Source organism: Pararhizobium arenae, assembly GCF_001931685.1.
Lineage (GTDB): Bacteria > Pseudomonadota > Alphaproteobacteria > Rhizobiales > Rhizobiaceae > Pararhizobium > Pararhizobium arenae.
Genome location: NZ_MOOY01000005.1, coordinates 322,152 through 342,408 on the forward strand (window position 1 = coordinate 322,152; position 20,257 = coordinate 342,408).

15 protein-coding genes and 1 pseudogene are annotated in these 20,257 nt (G+C 57.6%); 11 read left to right on the top strand and 5 right to left on the bottom strand.

All coding sequences use genetic code 11. The features are described 5' to 3' along the window. Window positions 1-63: 63 nt before the first annotated feature. The 9 genes from tssK to BLX89_RS13300 all read left to right on the top strand — a co-directional run bounded on the left by tssK (window position 64) and on the right by BLX89_RS13300 (window position 13,839). Window positions 64-1,401: a type VI secretion system baseplate subunit TssK gene (tssK, locus tag BLX89_RS13260; protein ID WP_075291372.1), complete on the top strand. Its 1,338-nt coding sequence runs from the start codon at window positions 64-66 to the stop codon at window positions 1,399-1,401. Window positions 1,402-1,410: 9 nt separating this feature from the next. Next, a complete protein-coding gene (tagH, locus tag BLX89_RS13265) occupies window positions 1,411-2,769 on the top strand; it encodes a type VI secretion system-associated FHA domain protein TagH (protein WP_075291373.1) in 1,359 nt (452 codons plus the stop codon). 137 nt (window positions 2,770-2,906) lie between these two features. Continuing rightward, entirely contained in the window at window positions 2,907-4,115 is a 1,209-nt protein-coding gene (tssL, locus tag BLX89_RS13270) for a type VI secretion system protein TssL, long form (RefSeq protein WP_158025957.1), read from the top strand. Further along, complete coding sequence (gene tssM, locus BLX89_RS13275) at window positions 4,112-7,729, top strand: type VI secretion system membrane subunit TssM (protein ID WP_075291374.1); 3,618 nt, start codon at window positions 4,112-4,114, stop codon at window positions 7,727-7,729. The genes tssL and tssM overlap by 4 nt, the downstream gene beginning before the upstream one ends. Then, window positions 7,729-8,865 (top strand): PP2C family protein-serine/threonine phosphatase, encoded by a 1,137-nt coding sequence (locus BLX89_RS13280; RefSeq protein WP_075291375.1) that lies wholly within the window; start codon window positions 7,729-7,731, stop codon window positions 8,863-8,865. Before tssM ends, BLX89_RS13280 begins: the two co-directional genes overlap by 1 nt. A 14-nt stretch (window positions 8,866-8,879) precedes the next feature. Continuing rightward, window positions 8,880-10,571 (top strand): hypothetical protein, encoded by a 1,692-nt coding sequence (locus BLX89_RS13285; protein WP_075291376.1) that lies wholly within the window; start codon window positions 8,880-8,882, stop codon window positions 10,569-10,571. Between the two features lie 78 nt (window positions 10,572-10,649). Next, complete coding sequence (locus tag BLX89_RS13290; protein ID WP_075291377.1) at window positions 10,650-12,041, top strand: serine/threonine-protein kinase; 1,392 nt, start codon at window positions 10,650-10,652, stop codon at window positions 12,039-12,041. Next, entirely contained in the window at window positions 12,038-12,970 is a 933-nt protein-coding gene (locus tag BLX89_RS13295; protein WP_075291378.1) for a hypothetical protein, read from the top strand. The genes BLX89_RS13290 and BLX89_RS13295 overlap by 4 nt, the downstream gene beginning before the upstream one ends. Beyond that, complete coding sequence (locus tag BLX89_RS13300; protein ID WP_075291379.1) at window positions 12,967-13,839, top strand: c-type heme family protein; 873 nt, start codon at window positions 12,967-12,969, stop codon at window positions 13,837-13,839. The genes BLX89_RS13295 and BLX89_RS13300 overlap by 4 nt, the downstream gene beginning before the upstream one ends. Before the next feature lie 53 nt (window positions 13,840-13,892). On the opposite strand, the gene BLX89_RS13305 is transcribed toward BLX89_RS13300, so the two are convergent. The 3 genes from BLX89_RS13305 to BLX89_RS24275 all read right to left on the bottom strand — a co-directional run bounded on the left by BLX89_RS13305 (window position 13,893) and on the right by BLX89_RS24275 (window position 16,618). Then, a complete protein-coding gene (locus BLX89_RS13305; RefSeq protein ID WP_143523609.1) occupies window positions 13,893-14,966 on the bottom strand; it encodes a hypothetical protein in 1,074 nt (357 codons plus the stop codon). A 178-nt stretch (window positions 14,967-15,144) separates the two neighbouring features. Further along, window positions 15,145-16,167: a LysR family transcriptional regulator gene (locus tag BLX89_RS13310; protein ID WP_083637492.1), complete on the bottom strand. Its 1,023-nt coding sequence runs from the start codon at window positions 16,165-16,167 to the stop codon at window positions 15,145-15,147. A gap of 157 nt (window positions 16,168-16,324) precedes the next feature. Beyond that, window positions 16,325-16,618 (bottom strand): tetratricopeptide repeat protein, encoded by a 294-nt coding sequence (locus BLX89_RS24275; protein ID WP_198935147.1) that lies wholly within the window; start codon window positions 16,616-16,618, stop codon window positions 16,325-16,327. Between the two features lie 90 nt (window positions 16,619-16,708). Between BLX89_RS24275 and BLX89_RS13320 the strand changes: the two are divergent. After that, window positions 16,709-17,449, top strand: a pseudogene (locus BLX89_RS13320) (AraC family transcriptional regulator); the annotation flags it as partial. A gap of 38 nt (window positions 17,450-17,487) precedes the next feature. Continuing rightward, window positions 17,488-18,690 (top strand): MFS transporter, encoded by a 1,203-nt coding sequence (locus tag BLX89_RS13325; RefSeq protein WP_075291382.1) that lies wholly within the window; start codon window positions 17,488-17,490, stop codon window positions 18,688-18,690. Window positions 18,691-18,798: 108 nt separating this feature from the next. Here BLX89_RS13325 and BLX89_RS13330 read toward each other — a convergent pair whose 3' ends face one another. Further along, window positions 18,799-19,704 (bottom strand): S1C family serine protease, encoded by a 906-nt coding sequence (locus BLX89_RS13330; protein WP_143523610.1) that lies wholly within the window; start codon window positions 19,702-19,704, stop codon window positions 18,799-18,801. Between the two features lie 114 nt (window positions 19,705-19,818). After that, entirely contained in the window at window positions 19,819-20,133 is a 315-nt protein-coding gene (locus BLX89_RS13335) for a BA14K family protein (protein ID WP_075291384.1), read from the bottom strand. Window positions 20,134-20,257 lie beyond the last annotated feature (124 nt).

The window sequence follows — 20,257 nt, forward strand, 5'->3', positions numbered from 1 at the left end:
GGCTCTCGTGCACTATCAGACAACGCCCAATGCCGTCGTCGGCCTGCCATCTGAAGGTTCGTAATGTCTGTCTATAACAAGGTTGTTTGGTCCGAGGGCCTGTTCCTCAAGCCCCACCACCTGCAGCAAAACGATCGCTATCTTGAACATCTGAGCCTCGGTCGATGGGCTTCGTCGCACGCGTATGGATGGGGCTTCACCGAGTTTGCGATCAATCGCGACATGCTCAAACTCGGCAAGATCGCCATCGCTTCGGCGTCGGGGGTCATGGAGGACGGCACTCCTTTCTCCATTCCCGACGAAGCCGATCATCCCCCGCCATTCGAACCGCCGGCTAGCATGCGCAATTCTCTGGTCTATCTTGCGTTGCCCGTCTACCAGCCCGGCGTCATCGAGATTGCTGGCAAATCGGCCGCAGATATTCCGGTGCGCTATGCAATGGCCGAGGAGGATATCGTTGATAATCTTGCTGGCGAACGGGAGGCGGCTTCCGTCGAGATCGGCAGGCTCAAGTTCCAGATATTGCCGGAGGAGGCTGATCGCTCGGGATTCAGCTGCATCGCTATCGGCCGTGTGGTCGAGACGCGCGGCGATCATCAGGTCGTTCTCGATGCAACCCATGTGCCGCCGATGCTGGATTGCGCTGCAAACGCGCAACTATCGGATTACATAGCAGAGGTTCAGGGCATGCTCCATCATCGGGGCGAAGCTCTCGCAGCGCGCATCGGCCAATCTGGCGCCCGCGGCGTGGCCGAGATCGCCGACTACCTGCTTTTGCTCTCAATCAACCGCAACGAGCCACTTTTCAAACATTACAAGTCGGCCGCTCGACTTCATCCCGAGTTGCTTTATCGCGAGATGGTGCAGCTTGCCGGCGAGCTTTCAACCTACTCGCGGAACGACAAGCGCCCCGTTTCCCTGGGAACCTATCACCATGGTGATCTGAACCAAACCTTTCGTCCTGTCATGCAGGCGATCCGAGATTCGCTGCGCGCTGTTCTGGAGCAGACCGCGCTACAGCTGCCGCTGCGCCAGCACAAATACGGCGTTCAGGTCGCGGAGGCCGCGGATCGAAGCCTGTTCGAAAATGCCACGTTCGTACTGGCGGTTCGCGCCGATGTAGAAACCGAGCGGCTGCGTCGAGGTTTCCCCTCGCACATCAAGATCGGGCCTGCTGCCAAGATCAAGGATCTGGTCAATGCCGCGATACCTGGGATCGTCATCAATGCGCTCCCGGTTGCCCCGCGGCAGATCCCTTTTCATGTGGGCGTCGTGTATTTCGAGATCGACCAGCAAAGCCCCTACTGGAAAGAAGTAAGCCAGTCGGGCGCCCTCGCAATGCATGTCGCGGGTGATTTTCCCAATCTCGAAATGGCCCTTTGGGCGATCCGTGGGAGCTGACGGTCTGCCATGTATGGACTTCGCATAGAGAATACCCACGACCATAAGGCGATGCTTCCCGGAGGCGGTTGGGTGGAGCTTAGTCGTGAACTGAGAATAGGACGCGGCGGCGACAACACGCTCGTCCTCGACGATGCTGTTGGCATCATCTCCAAATATCATTGCACTATATCCAACACAGAGGACGGCTGCATCCTGAGGGATCACAGTCGGAACGGCTCTTTCCTCAATGGGGCGGGGCAGGCGGTCGAGAGAGAGAAGCCTATTGCCCTGAAGGCCGGGGATTTCATTCAGATCGGTCACTATGTACTGACAATGTTTGGAGCCTTTACCAGCGGTATCGACGGCGTTGACGAGACCGACGCGACACCGCTAACCGAACGCAGCCTCCTGGGCCCCATTCTGAGACGGTCATCAAACTACCGGCTCACCGAAGGCGAGGATGCTTCGCTGCCTTCCGGTCCATTCCGGCCCGCGGGCATCAGTGGCTTTTCAGACGACAGTCTGACGGCGGACGATTCGCTGATGCTTCCATCAAGATCGGGCCGTAGTGCTAGTTTGGCCCAGGCGCGTTTGGATCACACCAGCGTCACCAATATGGTCTACGTGCAGCCGCGTCTCAGCACCGAAGCCATTCCCGACGACTGGGACATCCTTGCGGACATCACTAGCGAGCCGGTGCACATCGACGACGAGCACCTGCCCACCGGTCGTCACGACCAACCGGTAGAGAGGCGCGAGCCGCCACCCGCTTTCGCGGCTTCCGAGGAGGACTCACGCAACGCCATTCTGATGTTTGTTGAAGGATGCGGACTCCAGGCTGCCGATTTGGAAGGAAAGGATGTAGGCGCGCTCATGCTGCGCGTGGGACAGGCGTTAAAGGTCACCATCACCAATTTTCAGCAAGAGCTCGCCTGGAGAGACGGAGCGAGTTTGCCACGCCGGCCCAATCCTGCCGAGATTAATCCGCTAAAATTCGCCCAGGATGTGCGTGATGTGACGCTGGCTTTGCTGGCCCCTAATACATCCGACCGTCTGGTCGCCCATGAGGCAATCGACCAGGCTTTTGATGAGATGCGGCGACACACGAGCGAAGCCGGTGCCCGCGTGGCGCAGAGGGTTTTAGCCGCGCTGGAGCCACTTTCCCCGGATGTCATCGAGAGCCAGACTGGGGAGACGCTGACAATCCGCTACCTTCCAGTCGTGAAAAGGTCGGAACACTGGAAGCTTTACTGCAACAGCTACCCTGACATCGTCGCGAAAGTTGCAAGGTTTGCCGCCGTCAGCCGTGACGCCGAACGTCCGGACGAAACCCGGAGCACCAGCGCGGAGACCTCGATGCCCGCCTCAACCAACGGATTAACCTGATGTCTGAAGAAGCAACGGCGGGCCTTTCAACCGCCGTCGATGAAACCATAGTATTGCCCAGCAATTCGAGCCCGGCGCAGAGGCTTGCCTATTTCTCGGCAGGTGGAGCAAGCACGTCACCTTCCGCAGGGCGCGCAATGCCTCTGGAAACGCTTTGGCGCGCGATGACCGGCGGGCTTGCTTGTCCGCTGGTCGCCGCCGCCGCACCCCTGCTTGACCTTTGCGGCAACCTTTCGACGCAGACGCCGCCGGATGTGGAACAGTTGCGGCTCGACGCTCTGCGCGAGATCAACAAGTTCGAAATCCGGATCACGCCGCTGCAACTGACGACCAACATCGTCCGGATCAGCAAATACGTGCTGTGCGCGACCATAGACGATCTTGTGTTGAACACATCCTGGGGCAGCCGCAGCATCTGGTCTAAACGAAGTCTGGTCGCAACGGTTTTCGGTGAGACATGGGGTGGGGACCGCTTCTTCGACATCCTTTCACAGCTCAAGAGAGAGCCGCACGTCAATGTCGATATTCTGGAGTTGATCTATTACTGCCTCAGCCTTGGCTTCGAGGGACGCTACCGGATCGCCGAGCGCGGTGTGGCTGAGCTTTCAGTGCTCAAGGAGGATCTGTACCGGCTTCTGCGTAATGTACGAGGCGCGTTCGAGCGAGATATATCGCCCCATTGGCGCGGTATCGGCAATGTTGGTTCCAACTCTCGCGTCGTTTCGCCCTGGCTGGTCCTGATCGGTGCGCTGATTTTTCTCGCAGCGCTTTATGCGTATCTTGCTGGCGCTTTGGCAGAACGCAAGGTCGGAGCGGCCAGCGGTCTGGCGAGCCTTCCTCCTCGCGTGGCGGTCACCATCGCCCGTGTGGTACCGGCGCCTCCGCCTGAGAAGGTTGTCGTGCTGCAGGTCGATCAGCTGCGCCGTTTCCTCGAGCCAGAGATAGCGCGGGGCCTCGTCACAGTGAAAGAAGATGCCCAAACGATCACGGTCTTGATCCGCGGCAAGGGCATGTTCCAATCGGCGAGCGCGGATGTGATAGGAAGCTTCACTCCGCTTCTGGAGCGGATTGGCGAAGCGCTCAACTCCCAGCCGGGCACGGTCGCCGTGATCGGACACACCGACAACACGCCGATCAAGAGTCGGAAATTCCCATCCAACACCGAGCTGTCGCTTGCGAGAGCCAACACCGTCGCGCTCATCATCGGTGCCCGGATGCGCGATCCCAAGCGTCTCCAGGAGGAGGGCAGAGGCGACCGCGAACCCATCGCTGACAACCAGACCGTCGAAGGACGCCAACAAAACCGACGCATCGAGCTGATCGTTACCAAGGAGAATGAGTCGTGAACCGCGTCCTTCAGTTTTTTGCGGGATCGCCGCTCCGGGCAATTTTGACCGGCATGGCCGTTCTGACGGCAATCGGTCTGGCCGTGGCAAGCCTTTTCATGCCGTTCGAGGCGCTTGTCGGTCAGCTTGGCAAAGCGTGGCCCCTGATCGCGGCGATGACGGGCATACCGAGCGCCTTTTTGATCGTAAACATGATCCGCGACCGCATTTTTTCACAGGTCAGCCACAGGTTTACCGGGGTGCTGGATGGCCAGCCGGGCGAGCAGAGCCAATCTTCCGGCACACGTTCCCAACAGTCATCCGAGCGCGCATCGAGCGCTCAGTCTCTAACGGCGTCATTCAAGGATGCCCTTGGGGTCTTGCGGAGGCGATGCACGGGCAGATTGTTCGGCAATGGTTGGCTCTACCAGCTGCCCTGGTATCTTTTTATCGGGACGCCCGGATCCGGAAAAACGACTGCGATCGGTAACTCCGGACTTTCCTTTCCGCTCGCGGACAAGCGCATGCGCTATGCCGCGCCAAATGCGGCAAACCGGCGGGATTTGAACTGGTGTTTTACCGATGAGGCCGTTTTGCTGGATAGTTCCGGTCGGTTCTTGACGCAGGACGACAACCCGGCGCGGGATCGCGGCGACTGGCTCATACTGCTCGGGCTGCTGAAACGCCATCGCCGTCGGCAGCCGTTGAACGGCATTGTCGTAACAGTTGGTATCGACGAGCTGCTTTCGGAAGATGAGGCTTCACGTAGTCAGAAAGCAACCGACATGCGCAAGCGGATCGGGGAAATTTATGCCCAGCTCGGATCGCGCCTGCCGGTCTACGTCCTCTTCACCAAGTCCGACCTGCTTTCCGGTTTCGTGGAATTCTTCGATGATCTCGGACGAGAGGGGCGCGACGCGGTTTTAGGGATCACGTTCCAAACGGATTCGCCCGAGCAACTTGGAGATCCGGAACTCGGTGCCGATGAGGTGGAGATGTTTTCCGGCGAGTTCGACGCGCTGGTAAAGCGACTGGAGGAGCGTCTTCTCGAGCGCATGCAGCATGAAACGGATATTCAGCGCCGCGCGCGGATTTTCGCCCTGCCGCAGCAGCTGATGAGCATGAAGGATGCGCTTTCGCAGTTTCTCTACGAGGCATTCGCTCCCAACACATTCGATGACCCGGTCGTGTTGCGGGGGACCTATTTCGTCAGTTCCATGCAGGCAGGACGGCCGATCGACGTCGTCGGCGATGCCGTTGCCAGAACCTTCCATATTTCATCGCCGCCGGCTTCTTCGGCCCAGACGTCTCCGACCGGCTACTTCCTCAAAAGGCTGTTTCGCGAGGTCGTATTCCTCGAAGCATGGCTTGTTGAGAAGGACAAGCGGCTGGCACGCAGAATGCGCCGTTTCCGGATCGCCACTATTTCCGCGATCTGCCTGGCAGCTCTGACTGTAACGGCGTTGTCATACAGCGACTACCGCCGGCAGGATGCCCTTGTCGCCAAGGTATCGGAAGGGATCGCCACCTTCGAAAAAAGGGCTGCCGCGATGAAGCTTGAGAACGTCACGAGCGGCGATTTGAAGCCGGTCGCGCCACTTCTGGACGAATTGCGGTTGCTCAAAACAGAAGTTCAAACCAATCGCAGAATGTGGGCCTGGATGGAGCCGACGTTCGTAACGCGTACCCTGTCGCTGGAAAGCGAAACGTCCCAGGCCTATCGTGCTTCGCTGAACGCGATCCTGTTGCCCAGGCTCCTGCACAGGCTGGAAAGCCAGCTCGGGTCGCAGAAGGAGGATTCCGCCTTCCTCTATCCCGGCCTGCACGTCTACCTCATGCTGGGGGGCGACGGCACTTTTGTCCCGGAAACGATCCGGCAATGGATGGTGCTGGACTGGGCCGCGCAATATCCGCAGCCCGAGGACGCGGCTCTGCGCGCTTCGCTGGCCGCTCACCTGGATGCAATGCTTCAGTCTCCGCTGGAAAAGATCGCGCTGGATGACGCTCTCGTGGAACGCACGCGCGTCATGCTTCGCAAGACACCCATCGAAAAGCGTGTGTTCAATGCCATCGTCAGAAGCCCGGAGGCCCGCAATCTTCCGGTTTTCGATATTGCGGCCCACGCAGGTCCGTCGGCTGGGGAGATTTTGCAGTTGCGCTCGGGCGAGCCGCTGTCGTCGCGAATTCCCGGTCTGTTCACGCGGGATGGTTTTTTCTCGGTCTATTTGCCGCTTCTGGCGCGCGAGTCCGAGATCGCGGTCAAACGTGCATGGATATTGGTCGACAAGAAACAGCGGGCACCCGTGGTGGTCCCGGCTTTGGTGGAACAGGTCAAGACCGATGCCACAGGCCTCTACCTTCAGGAATTTTCGTTCAAGTGGGACCAGCTGATCAACGGCATAGCGGTCAAACCCATTGCGACCCTCGATGACTCCCTCAGAGCGCTTAACATTCTCTCCGCTCCGACCTCACCGATCCGTCTTCTTGTGGCAACGGCGGCGCAGCAAACGTCGCTGGTTATGGCGAAACCGGAAGCGGCTCCAATCAAGACAGCATCTGCGGTCTCTCCCGCACAGCCGCCGGAAGTTCTGTCACAGAATATCGCGACGCTTTTCCCGGTTGCGAAAACCGAGAAAACGCCAGAAAGCATTGCCGAGAAACATACGAGCGAGCACTTCCGCGCATTACAGCAGCTGATCAATATTCCTGCCAATAGCGGGCCCAACGCGCAGGCGCCAATCGACGGCGCGATCACCGAGCTTGCGACATTGTATCGGGCATTGACTGCAATTCCCGACAGTGCCGCAACGGCGTTCGACCGCTCGCTGCCAAACGCCGTTGCCCTGCAGCGACTGCCGGCTGCGGCTGCAAATTTACCCGATCCGATCCGGCAATGGTTTTCCACCGTTGTCCAGAAGAGCTCGGACATCTCAATCGGCGATGCGAAGACAAAGCTTGCCGAACTCTGGGTCGATGGGCCTGGAAAGTTTTGTAACACAGCCACGGCGCGCCGTTACCCTTTCGTTAAAAACTCCAGCCGTGACATCGCTCTGAACGACTTCGGTCGTCTATTCGGACAGCAGGGTCTGACCGACACCTTCTTCAGCAAAAACGTCGAGCCGTTCATGAACGCTGCGCAGCGTACGGCCAACCGGGCTGCCACAGTCGACAAGGCGACCCTTGCCCAGTTCGAAAAGGCCTCCGCGATCCGCGAGTCGATGTTCAACAACAGCGGGACGGAACCGTTGCTGAACTTCGAACTGTCGATCGTAAAAATGGACAAGGCGCTCGCAAACGTCATTATAGACATTCATGGACAGCAACTGGTTGCGTCCGCCGCGGGAGGGCCCCCGACCAGGTTCCGGTGGCCGGCTTCCGGACAGTTCGACGCGGCGACAATCACAATTTTCCCGGCCGATAGAAGCACACCCATTCAGTTTAAAGCGACTGGCGATTGGGCGCTTTTTCGGCTGTTCGATATGTCGAACGTGCGCCTTCTGAAGCGCTCCGAGGAATTACAGGCAACCTTCAAGACCCATGGCTATCAGATCGTAGTGGGCGTCCAATCCGATCGTCTCACCGGGCCGATCGGCGGCAACCTTTTGTCTCAATTCCGTTGCCCGGAGATTTTCTGATGGTGCAGGACGCGACATGGCGATCTGAGGCACAATCGGCCGGAAGAACGACGCCGCGACGAGCAACGGTGGTCTCGACCGCTTCAACTCACCAGGGACTGCGCCGGACCAGCAATCAGGATGGCTTTCTGGAGCGTGCTGATATCGCACTGTGGGCTGTTGCGGATGGTGTAGGTGGGCTTAAAGCCGGCGAGAAAGCAAGCGGTGCCGTCATTGATGCAATGTCGGAGATTAAGAGCAACGACAATCTCGTCGAAAGTGTACTGAGGAGCCTTCATCAGGCAAACAATAATTTGCGACTGGAAGCGCTTATCGGCGAACATGGGATGGCAGCGACCACCGTTGTCGTTTTCATAACGGACAGGGCCCGGCGAAATTTCACGTGCCTGTGGGTCGGCGACAGCAGACTTTACAGGCTGAGAGGCAAGGTTTTTGAGCAAATCACAAAGGACCATACGCCTCCAATTCGCTTTAGCGATCCCAGCTGCCCCGATCTTCGAAAGGTTTCAACGAATGCATTGAGCCGGGCCATCGGCAGCGACGAGGACCTTGACGTCGATCAGATCACGGGAACGATCAAACCGGGCGACGTGTTTCTTCTCTGCACGGATGGCCTGAGTAAACCCGTGGACCCAGGAACCATCAGCCGACTTCTTGCAACCAGCAAAGTTGCTGCGGCGTCCGACCGATTGGTCGAAGCCGCGCTCGATGCCGGCGGACCCGACAATGTCACAGCGGTTGTCGTCGGATTCCCTGGCAGGTCTCGTCTCAAAAACAAAATCGGTACGGCGAAACAGGGAAACACCGCCGCCACTGCGCGGGGCTGGCTGTTCAAGTATATCCCTATTTCGATCGGGATCGTGACGTTGCTGCTGTCTATTTGGACAACGCTCGCGCAACGGAGCTTACACGCAGCTGAATTGTTTCAACACGTTCTGACGGCAAGCCTTGCCTTGCTTACGCTTATCGTCGCCATCGAGACCGTCCCCTCGAGTGAACTGCGCCGCATGTTGCGAGCCCCGGCCGTAGTCATTGCCGCGTCCATCGTATCCTTCGTGGCTTTGCAGTGGGCGAGCATGAACGAGCTTTCGCTCTTCCCCACGTTTCAGGCCCTCACCCGCCTTTTAAATCCATAGGAGATCAAAACCACATGCCGAAGATTACAAAGCCCTTAGCGCTCCAAAGTTTGAAAATTGCTGTCTTCAGCGAGATGAAGAGAACTTATGTCTCCTTTGTCTGCGGACCGCAGGGCCCAGAAAACAGCAATATTTTTGTGATGAGCCGCAAGAATATTCAAACGGTAAAAGGCCAAGCCAGGCAATTGGTCTGGGATAAGGAGAAGAGCAATTTTAAGCCCATCGCGTACGGGGCCTGCCGGCTGGAAAATGGCACGCTATACATTCGTACGGACGGTAATGGAAGGGGCGCTGCGTCCGTTGTCGCCAAAGCCGCCCAAGACTACTTTAAAAAGAAACTTAAAATTACGCCTCCTTGGGGGCGCGTTGTCAAAGAAGATGAGCCGATCGTAGAGGATTTATTCTTATCAGATTCGGCCGACGAAACGGTTGATCTCATTGGGGATTTGGAAATCCAAAGCCTGGTTGCGGACGCTGAAGCCACATTCGGTGATGCTGTAACGGATTCCGATGGAAACGAGACGCTGGACGAGAGCGATTCCGGTTCAGAAGATGGCGGCAGCAGTGATGGAGAGCGTTCCGAGTCCGATTCCCGCGATGGAGATGAGCAAGTACCCGAAAGCGGACCTAAACTCGATGCGCACCTTGAGGCAGAGATAAAGACACAGCTTGAGGCGATCGTCAAAACTCTGCTCGCCGTTTCCACCGCGATTGGTCTGAAGATCGACAGTTCCGAGGCTGATATCATCGCCAAGCTCTTCGGTTGGCTGGAGCGCATGTTGGCGGGGCTTTCACCTGCCGAACAGGCTGAAGCAGCCGCTAACTGGCTCTCGCGACTTCAGCTCGCGATCAGCAGCAGCACTCAGGCTATGCGGGATTCCACCGTCGTGGCGGGAAAGAATTCCTCATCGACGGAGGATGACGAAGTTCTTGAGAGCGGTGAAGAAAAGACGGTCGCCGATGACAGCAAGACGATTCCCGGCGTCGACCTTAATAATCTCACCACCGATAAACTGAACGATGATGAAATCGTCGCGGCGCTTTTCAATAAGGCGGTGGAAATGCTTGGCGATGCCGGTGCGGAGTACGACATGTCGAGCGCCTCAAATGGGGAGGCGTCCAAGTTCGTGAAGACGAACAAGGTACGACTGAACGCTACTGACGCCACCGAGGTCATCCGCACGATGTTTGCTCTTCTTGAGCAAAGCATTTTTCAAACTCGCGACGGCTTGGTGAGATTCCTAAGGCTCAAGCGTTTGGGGGTATCAGAGGCTTCGCAGGTATCCGACATCCCAGAATGGATCGCCGAGTGGAAAGCCGCCCATGCCTCGGCGGTCGAGCAGGTTGAGGGCGTAAAGGATGCGGCAGAGAAAGCCCTGAAGGAGGAGGATGAGTCCATGAGTGTCGCGAAGCTTGGCGGGACATGGAAATACGTGGACGACATTTTCGTTCAGGTTGATGTCGCCGAAGTAGAGGCCGAGTTGGACAATGTTCACAAGGCGAGCAACGACAATAGAGCAGCAGCGATCGAGAAGGCCAGCGCCACCCTTCAGGCTAGTCTTAGCTGGCTTTCGGAAAACAATATTGTCGATCTTGTCGACAATGCACCGTTCGATGGCGCGGAAGCAACTGTAGGCGCCACGCTCGGCGGAAGTCTGCAGGGACTTCTGGAGAGGTTGTCCAGCCTGCAGGCGCGGGCTGCCTGATAGCTGTCGCGCTTCGAAGCGGGCGGTGCGCCCGCTTCGAAGAACATCCGTCCGTGAAACCCGCAAGGCGTAACGCGAATGTTCGAACAACCGCCCTCCCATATCAGTCGCTACGAGATCACTGGCAAGATCGGCTCTGGTGCTATGGGGATCGTTTACGAAGGCCTCGATCCGATTATTGGTCGTGCCGTCGCTATCAAACTTGTTAAGGAGCAGCTTTCAAAGGGCCGTGATGGGCAGGACCATCTCGACCGCTTTCGTCGAGAGATGAGGGCTGCGGGACGGTGTAGCCATCCCGGCATCGTCACGATTTTCGATTGCGGTGAATGGGAACAACGGCCTTTTCTGGTGATGGAATATCTGCATGGGCAGTCGCTGCAGCACATGATCACCAATGGAGCGATACCACCGAAGCAAGCCGTCAAATTGGTCGGTGAACTGCTGGACGCCCTGGGTGTCGCGCATCAGCATGGCGTGGTGCACCGTGACATAAAACCCGCAAACATTATCATCACGACGGAAGGTAGGCCGAAAATCACGGACTTCGGGCTTGCCTTGCTTGATGGGGGGACTTTGCAGATACGGGACGCGCTTGTGGGGACGCCGAGCTTTATGGCGCCGGAGCAGGCGCGGGGCGAACATGTCGATCATCGCGCCGATCTGTTTTCTGCCGGTATTCTCCTGTTCCGCCTTTTAACGGGTGGCTCGCCTTATGAGAGCGATACGTTTTCGACCGTCCTTGAGAAGGCAATGAGTTCCGATCGTATCGATGTCTCTGCCGTCGAGATCGTGTCGCCCATGCTTGCGTCTGTCGTCTCGCTGGCGTTGCAAAAGGATGTGTCAGCTCGGTTCCAATCGGCGGAAGAATTCGCCCACTCGCTGAGATCGGCGCTTTTGACTGATACTGCTTGGCCGGACGAAATGTTTGCGAATCCATTCCCCAACGGAATAGATCCAGACGACAGCAAGGCGGCGCCGGCCTCAAAGCAAGGTGACTTGAGAGACCGTTATCTTTCGGAAATGAGGCCGTTGCTTGCCCTGGCGATTGGCCCGATAGCCGACCGCGTGGTCGCCAATGCAGTGAAGCGATATTCGTCCTTGCAGGCGGCGACGGATACGCTGGCGCGACATTTTATTGACAGCGCTCAAGAACAGGCTTTTCGGACTGCTGCCGGAAAACTGATCCGCCAGTACGAAGTGGCAGTGCCTGATCAACAGGCAATCCGCCCTACTCTGAAAAAATCGATCCTGCCACCACGGTTTCTGGACACGGCAGAGGGCTTGTTGTCGTCTTTCATCGGGCCCGTGTCCGGTATCGTTATCCGACAGAGCCTGGCCGATCTCACAAGTGGTTCGGAATTTGCAGATCGGCTAGCCATCCATATTGTGGACGAAAAGGAGCGCGTCGCGTTTCTCACCCGTCTTCGCGAATTGATGACGCTGCATGACGTCGGCAAGGGTGCAGCATGAGGATTGTACTGGCGATCAAAACTGCGATTGAACAATGCTTCAAGGGGCTCTTCAGCGTGCTCTGTATGGCCGGGGCGGTTACGACAGCCACCGCACAGCCGACATCGGCCAAAGTGGCACTAGTGATCACAAGCGATGTGCACGCCTCTGAAGATGCCGAAAGGTGCTCCACGGTTGGTCGCGATATCGCGGCTGCTTTTGAGGGTGTCGGCTACGATGTTGTGACCGTGATCGGCGGGACGTCGATTGCGACGCGCGAAGCCTTACAGACCTTTAGGAGGAAGCTGGAAGGCGGGGGGAAACTTGCGTTTACGTATCTGTGTGGCCCCGCGGCGATCGTTGGAGAGCGCATTTTTCTGCTGCCGTCTGATCTCAATACCGCAGGCTCATACAGGCTGGAGACACAAGCAATTGTTGTCACCGCGATCTTGAAGGCGATGACCGGCGCGGAAAGCACATTGCTAGGCGATCTTAGTAGCGTCGGTGACGAGGGCGCCCGGAAAGATCTACGGCGGCGCGTGGACGCTGCAGACATCCTGACGATCTTGTCTTTCCGTAAGGAGAGCGGCGGATCGGTGGGTAGGGCATTTGCCGGGGCATTCCCGCGGTTGGGATCGGAATGGCTTGCGACGAGTGCAGTCGCGGAGAAACTGGGGCAAGCCGGCCTGCGCGGTGCCATTTTATCCCTTCCTGCGGATCGACTACCATCCACTACGCAGGCCAACGAGGGGAATGAACTCGACATTGCCATCGTCCCTGTCCCGGTCACGCGGCCACTCATCGTGTCCGCAGAATCCGATCTCCCAAAGGCAAAGGCTCCCAAACCCGGAAAGCGAGCCAAAGTCAGAGCCCAACGGAAGAAGGAGCAAACAAAGCAAAAAAGCGGCTTTCTGGAATTCTTCAAATCTAACCGGCAAATTCGAGAATGAAACTACGACTGAAATTCAACCTGGTCATGATATCGGTAATGGCCCTAGGGCTTATTCTGGCGTGGTTTCTGGCCGAGGAAATAACGCAGCGTGAAGCGAAGCGTTCGGTGATGGCACAGGCTGCGGCGATCATGGGTACCGCCAACGCCGTGAGACACTACACCGGCGCGCAAGTGCGGCCACTGCTGAAAAACCAGATGGAATCGCAATTCCTGCCACAGAGCGTGCCGTTCTATGCCGCGCAGCAGACGTTCCAAGGGCTAACGGAGAAATTTCCAGAATACGTGTTCCGACTGCCGACGAAAAATCCGACAAATCCCGCGGACGCACCCTCCACTTGGGAGGCAGAACTGATCGCAACATTCGCGGGCAAGCCCTCATTGGCGGAGATCGTCGTTGAGAGGGAGGAACAGGGCCGTGAGATATTGTCTTATGCGCAGCCGATCACTGTGGACGACAAGTCCTGCCTGCAATGTCATTCGACACCTGAAGCAGCCCCATCATCAATGATCGACACATACGGGCCTTCGAACGGGTTCGGCTGGAAGCTCGGCGAAACCGTCGGCGCGCAGCTCGTGTCGGTTTCCAAGGAAATTCCGCGTCAGCGCGCCCGAGAAAATCTGCTCCAGATGATGGCGGCACTTGCCAGCGTTTTCTTCGTCATGCTCGTGGTCGTTAATTTATTGCTCCACATCTCTATTTTGCGGCCGGTGCAGCGGATGTCCCGGCTCGCCGAAGAAATTAGCTTGGGGAACATGACGGTCCCCGAGTTCTCGACATCGGGAAGAGATGAAATCAGCTCGTTGGGCGTGTCATTCAACCGGATGCGCCGTAGCCTCGTGACCGCTATGGTTATGCTCGGCGATTGAGGCGTTCCACGTCACAGTGTGACTGGCTCAAATAGCGTATGTCTCAGGTACGGTTACTTCGAAAAAAGCGTTTGGAAAATCGTCCTTTGAAGATGCGAGGGAATTTGCTGGAAAAGCGAATGTACTCTTGCAAAGTCCGCCGACTCGCCAAGCGGTTCTGTCGCGCTTGCAGCGCGATAAAGATACCAGAGACAGTTCTGATGTGCGTCGCTCCATCCACCGCGGGCGCCGTTTATGCCTTCTAGATCAATCATGACTTGAAGGATTCTCCCACGTATGTGGGGGGTATCAAGCCCGTTCAGACACCGTCGAGCGAATGATGAAATGATTGCGCTCTGATCTTCGCTGTTGCATTCGGTAGAAAGAGAAATGGCTTGAAGCATCAGGCCGGAGCGCAGATCTTTCTGAAGAAAATGGATGGCGGCGCCAAAATGTTCGAGAGGGTCGCGGCGGTATTCAGGATTCAGATTCTGAATTAAATTCAGCAATCGGTGGGGCCGCCTCCCTGCCAGTTTGAGATATTTCAAGCTATCGCACAGTCGGCAAAGGATCTCCGCCCGAATGCCCGGAGCAATGCTTTCAGCAGCATCTATTGCCAGATCGAAAGCCGCGATCGTCTCGCCTTCTTCGAGATCGGATATTATATCTACGAGCGTATTGAGGATTTCCGGCCTGTAGGGTGGTGGTAACCTTCCAGTTTCGTGAATGAGAACTTTGAAGTAATCAAATTTGGGATTTTCTTTCGTTAGTCGCCTAAGGCTGTCAGCCAAACAACTGAGAGCTATACCCTTTGAGACGTTATGCGATAAGCTGCATCCGTCTGTAATATGCGTGAGCAGAATATCGACCGCTTCTGACGAAAGGGTGTTGGTGCTGCCGTAATTGAGCAATGCCTCGACCGTTCGTCCTTTATGAGCTGCGACGCTTTGATTGATGGCCGCCCTTTGCGTCTTCAATATCACGTCAGCAGCGGGGCTAACTTGGGTCTTCGCCAACCTGAGCTGATCTGGGGGTGTTAAACCTGGTGCGGAGGGATGTTTTCGATAGATTACAGGATTTGCATCGGGAGAGCGACATTCCGCAGTCTCCCAATACGGTGCGAGCCAGTCCAGAATTTTTCCGAACATTTCACACTCCTTAGCCTTCTATCTGCCTACAGAAAAACCCGCGAGGGCTCACACATTTGTACACAAGCAATAAACGCACGGGTTGAACTGGCAGCTTGGTTGCAAGCCAATTCCTTCGGGTGCATGACCCAGAGGCGAGTCTCATTCCTTCGTGTTTCCCGCTGTGAATACGCGGTTGTCAGATGACGCCCGCAGCCGCTGCGAACTCACTGCGCATCCAGCGATGTCGCGGGTCTCGGTGGCAGCGTTCATGCCAAAGCAGCGCCACCTCTGTCTCCTGAATTTTGCCAGGCAGTTCCTTGAGAACGAGCGATGAATTCGCCGCCACAAGATTTGCTGCGCGCGATGGCAGCACCAGCGCGAGATCCGTATTTGCGACCATGGTTGGCACGAGAGATAAGTTCGAAATAACCAGCGGGATACGCTCGAGTTTAATCGTATTGAAAATGCCGTCGCACAAATGCGGCAAGACCTGAGCGTCGGTGCCGGCGAGCACGGCAGGCCGCAATTCCTGGAAATTTTCTCGACTCCAAGAATTATCCAGCGCAGGATGATCATGCCGCAATAGGCAGGTCATGCGGTCGGTATAGAGCGTGCGGCCGTAAAATCCCGAAGAAGCTTCCTGCCGCGGGCCAACCATAAAATCTATCGATCCGTCTTCGAGACCCCGCTCGGCCTGAGTCAGATCGCCCTGCACCACAAGATCGAGGTCGGGCTCTTTCTGCAAAAACCGCGGCAGCAACTGCGGAAGCAGCACAAGCGCCTGATGCTCTGCCATCGCGACCGTAACCCTGCGCTTCGACTGAAGTTCGGCCACATCTCTTCCCGATACCAATGTCCGTAATAGCCCAAGAGCGTCTGGCAGCCGGTCGAGCAACTGCTCGCCGCGGATTGTCAGCGTCAACCCGCGCGGTGTTCGAACGAGGAGATCATCTTTAAATAGCGCTCGTAGACGCGCTAGAGCCCGGCTCATCGCCGGCTGGCTGAGACCTACACGTTTGCCGGCATGTGTGACGTTACGCAGCTGTAACAAGGCCTCCAATGCAACCAGTAGATTAAGATCGACTGAGGCAAGGTTTATATCAGCGCCGATAGATGCAGAGGGTGAAGCCAGTTTCTCACGAGAGGACGCGCCTTGACATACTGGCGATGCCGACTGGTGCAACGAATGGGGGCCGTCATTAAGTGGATCAGTAAACATGGGATCTCCGACGGTATTTGATGGGGTTATTGTGCGACACACCGATACCTCCTGAATCGTATGTCCGGATTTCAGCGCCACGCTAAAAAGTTACGTTGGTAAGATAGCAGAGGAGTTTTGAAGGTGGCCCACGCGGCCACCTTCGGGGCTGGCCCAATCAATAGGTGGAGGACCCATTCAGGGAGGCGAAAAGTGCTCTGTATGCCCAGGTTTTTTCACCACCGCGCGCACTGATTTCTGTGAGCTGCGCTTTCGCCTCCGATAGTTTGCCCTGTTCAACAAGGGCTTGGCCCATGTAAGAGCGCGCGAGTATGTAGTTTGCGTCCTTTTTGATCGCCCGTTGATAAAACGTCATGCCGACGTCCATACGCCCCGCTTTGCGGTTGGCATAACCGCGGTAATTGAGGATGCGGGCACTTGTCTGGTCGCTCACTGCATCGAGAGCCGCCAACGAATACTCATATCGTCCTGCATAGGCGAGCTCCCGCGCCGCTTCAAAGATCGTATCATCGTCTAGCTGGCTGTTCTTGGGGTTGACGCATTGGCCAGCAACCCGGATGTGGTCGGGGACACGTTCAAGAGTTGCCAGGTCACCACGTTGGGAGGCAATGTCTGCGACGTGGTGCAGGAGGGACCGGGAGCGACGAGCACCCTGTTCTGCGGTTCCATGGCCTTGGATGCGAATGCCCTCAACCCGTTGATCGCTCTGATGCCTCCCATCATCAAAGGCTGTGACGTAGCCGGCAATGATCCGATCGTCGGCCCCCTCCTCAGCGCCATGACGGCAGAGGCGTCGCAGCCCCAGATCGGCAGCGCTACAGTCCTGTCACGCATGGCGGACGTTCTCGTCGCGCGGCTCATTCGCTGCTGGGTCCATTGCAGTGGCGCCGCCACGGGCGGCTGGCTCGCGGCTATCCGCGATCCTCATATCGGTCGTGCGCTGGCAGCCATGCACCGGGATCCCGGCCATGACTGGACGCTTGAAAGCCTTGCCGGTGTGGCAGGTCAATCACGCTCGATCTTTGCGGAGCGTTTCAGCGCCATCCTGGGGGAGGGCGCGGCACGATATCTCGCCCGTCTGCGCATGCAGCTTGCAAGAGAGCTGCTCGGTCGACAGATGTCGGTTGCCGAGGTCGCCTCGCGACTGGGCTACGAATCCGAAGCCTCTTTCGCTCGCGCCTTCAAGCGCATCACCAGCGTCTCGCCCGGCGTTGTGCGTCGCACCATTTCCGGACGAACGGACATGAAAATCGGACTTTGGGACGCATATCATCCTGGCTGACTCCGCTATGAAGACCTCCAAACCTTGGAGACACTTCAATGACGGACACAACATCACAGCTTGACGGCCCCGACCTCGTTTCTCCCGTTCCAGGGACGTGGAGCCCCACGACCTGGTTTGCCGTGATTTCAATGGCAGCCACCAGCTTTGCGCTGGTATCCGCCGAGTTCCTGCCGGCAGGTCTGTTGACGCCGATGGCGCGTGATCTGGGCGTCAGCGAGGGAACCGCCGGCCAGGTGGTCACCGCCACCGCGGCCGTTGGCGCGGTAACGGCCTTGTTGAGCAATGTTCTCATCGGCAAACTGAACCGCAAGACTGTTCTGGTCGGCCTGAGTGCCCTGGCGATCGGCTCAAATCTTCTGGCCGCTCTCGCAACGGATTTCTGGCTGTTGTTGCTTGGCCGAGCCGGACTCGGCATCGCGCTCAGCGGTTTCTGGGCGCTTTCAGTCGCCGTCGTGGCGAGATTGGTGGGCACCGATGCGACAGGTCGGGGTATGGCCATCGTCACCCTCGGCGTCTCGCTTGCCACCATAGCGGCGCCGTCCATGGGCGCTCTGATCAGCGATTGGATCGGCTGGCGTGCCGCAACGGCCATGACGGCCGGACTTGCAGCAACTGCAATGCTCTTGCAGATACTCAGCCTGCCGACGCTGCCCGCGAGCTCGAGCAACAGTCTTTCCGACGTCTTCCGCCTGACGAAACGGCGCACCGTTCAGCTGGGAATGCTTGCCATTCTCTTGCTGATGACGGGACATTTTGCCGGCTCGGTCTACGTTCGGCCCTTCCTCGAACAGGTGACGCTTCTTGACACCGGGGCAATTGCACTGGCGTTGCTCGGATTCGGCATTGCCGCCGTGGTCGGCAACGTTGCCGGCGGCCGGCTGGCAGACGCCAATATCCGAATGGCGCTTGGTGTCACCGGCGGGTTGATGGCATTTTCCGCCCTTGCCCTTGTCCTCTGGGGTGCGCAGAGCGAGATCGCCTTCGTGCTGGTTATCCTTTGGGGTCTGGCGTTCGGGATGGCTCCGGTGGTCTTGCCGACCAACCTGTCTCGTGGGGCAGGGGACGCGCTGGAAGCTGCCGGCAGCCTCATGGTCGTTTCGTTCCAGGTCGCCATCAGCATCGGTGCGCTATTCGGCGGCTATATGGTCGATCACTACGGTGCCTCAGCGCCGCTGACGTTTACCGCCGTCCTGGCGGCATCGACGATCGTTCTGGCGTTGCTTCAGCCCCGCAACTGAAACTGGTGAGATTGCGGCGCTTCCTCTTATCGACGAGGAAGCGCCGTAAGCTTATCGTTAAGCGGGTCACAACAGTCTATTTGACCGGCGTGGAAGACCTGAACTGCGCTATTGAAGCTGAGGTTTCTTCAAAAAGCTGTCCCGGTCCGCGGATTTCACGCGCAGCCACGTCTCGCGCCCATCGCGCAGCACCCTGACCGGGATTTCCGCACCGGCAGGTCCACTCTTCCAAATCTGGCGGTAAAAGTCGGCAAGACCGCCGACTTCCTCGTCGCGAACCTCCGATATGACGTCTCCCCCTTTCAAGCCGGCTTTCGCTGCCGGTCCTTCGGGCGACACGCTGAGCACAACGACATCGCCGTTGGTTTCGGCTGTGAAGGCGCCGAGCCAAGGACGAGCGGGTTTTTGCACCTTCCCTGTGGTCAGCAGGTCATCAAGAATAGGAGGCAGCAGATTGATCGGCACCACCATGTTGATGAGGGACGTCTCCCCCTTCTTGCTCATCTCGAGCTTCAGCGAGCCTATTCCGAGGAGAGCGCCGTGTTCATCGACAAACGCCGCGCCACCCCAGAACGGGTGCGCCGGCGCCGTAAAGAGTGCCTCTTCCAGAAGATATTCCCAATAGCCCGCAAATTCCTGCTTGGCGACGAGTTGCGCCTGGACTGACTGCCCGTAGCCGTCAACGGCCAAAACCGCATCCCCCAGCTTCGCCTTGGCTGCGTTGCCGAAATGAAGGGCGGGGCAATCAAGTGTCGAAAACGCCTTGATGAGGCCAAATCCGGTTTCCTGATCGTAAGCCAGGGCATGCCCGGGAACGACGCGGCCATCATGGGTGGTGAGCCACACTTCCTCTGCCTCGGTCAGCAGATAGCCGATCGTGAGCACAAGCCCGTCGTCACGAATGACAACGCCGCTTCCGTCTCGCATTGTTCCAAGGGTGCGTGCAGTAAACGCGTCGTCCGGTATCCTCGTGCGCACCGCGACAACCGAACGTCGAACAATCGCCTGATCCATGTTCAAATACTCCGCCTATACGTAACGCATGAGGTATGTACGAGGAGCTGATCTCGCAAGTATGGCGCTCAAAGCCGGACAAGTGCTTGAACTGGTCCGAGGCAGCTGGCTGGTTTACCAGGTTGTCACGCCCGACGGTGAGCGACACTTCTGCCGCTGACCCGACTTGGCCATGAAGGAATTGTCGGTGGCGTTGTAACTCATGTACCGCGTCGCGCACCACTGAACGTGCTGTACTTCTTGAAGCGAGAGAGATCCGACAACGTTAAACTGGCCATTACCGTTGCCGGCAAAGGATGCTGCGGCGACAGAAGGATTGGTATCGGCGCTAGGCTGGCTCAACTGGAAAGCTCCGGCTGTCACGCACGATGCGCCGAGTATAATCGCTGCCATGGTGAGTTTCGCTGTGAATTGTCCGAGCTGTGACATCGGCCTATCCTTGATTAGATCAACCGATGAACGCACACTTTCTTAAGAAAGTTCCCGAACAGGGGATGTGCTGGGGCAGCGATGTCTTTGAGCCCCAGCCCTCGTCGCTCTTGGCCTGGCGGCA

Bases quoted from the DNA above. Each gene is read 5' to 3' on its own strand.
- tssK (WP_075291372.1), top strand. From the start codon at position 64: ATGTCTGTCTATAACAAGGTTGTTTGGTCCGAGGGCCTGTTCCTCAAG.
- tagH (WP_075291373.1), top strand. From the start codon at position 1,411: ATGTATGGACTTCGCATAGAGAATACCCACGACCATAAGGCGATGCTT.
- tssL (WP_158025957.1), top strand. From the start codon at position 2,907: ATGCCTCTGGAAACGCTTTGGCGCGCGATGACCGGCGGGCTTGCTTGT.
- BLX89_RS13280 (WP_075291375.1), top strand. From the start codon at position 7,729: ATGGTGCAGGACGCGACATGGCGATCTGAGGCACAATCGGCCGGAAGA.
- BLX89_RS13285 (WP_075291376.1), top strand. From the start codon at position 8,880: ATGCCGAAGATTACAAAGCCCTTAGCGCTCCAAAGTTTGAAAATTGCT.
- BLX89_RS13290 (WP_075291377.1), top strand. From the start codon at position 10,650: ATGTTCGAACAACCGCCCTCCCATATCAGTCGCTACGAGATCACTGGC.
- BLX89_RS13295 (WP_075291378.1), top strand. From the start codon at position 12,038: ATGAGGATTGTACTGGCGATCAAAACTGCGATTGAACAATGCTTCAAG.
- BLX89_RS13300 (WP_075291379.1), top strand. From the start codon at position 12,967: ATGAAACTACGACTGAAATTCAACCTGGTCATGATATCGGTAATGGCC.
- BLX89_RS13305 (WP_143523609.1), bottom strand. From the start codon at position 14,966: ATGTTCGGAAAAATTCTGGACTGGCTCGCACCGTATTGGGAGACTGCG.
- BLX89_RS13310 (WP_083637492.1), bottom strand. From the start codon at position 16,167: ATGTTTACTGATCCACTTAATGACGGCCCCCATTCGTTGCACCAGTCG.
- BLX89_RS13325 (WP_075291382.1), top strand. From the start codon at position 17,488: ATGACGGACACAACATCACAGCTTGACGGCCCCGACCTCGTTTCTCCC.
- BLX89_RS13330 (WP_143523610.1), bottom strand. From the start codon at position 19,704: ATGGATCAGGCGATTGTTCGACGTTCGGTTGTCGCGGTGCGCACGAGG.
- BLX89_RS13335 (WP_075291384.1), bottom strand. From the start codon at position 20,133: ATGTCACAGCTCGGACAATTCACAGCGAAACTCACCATGGCAGCGATT.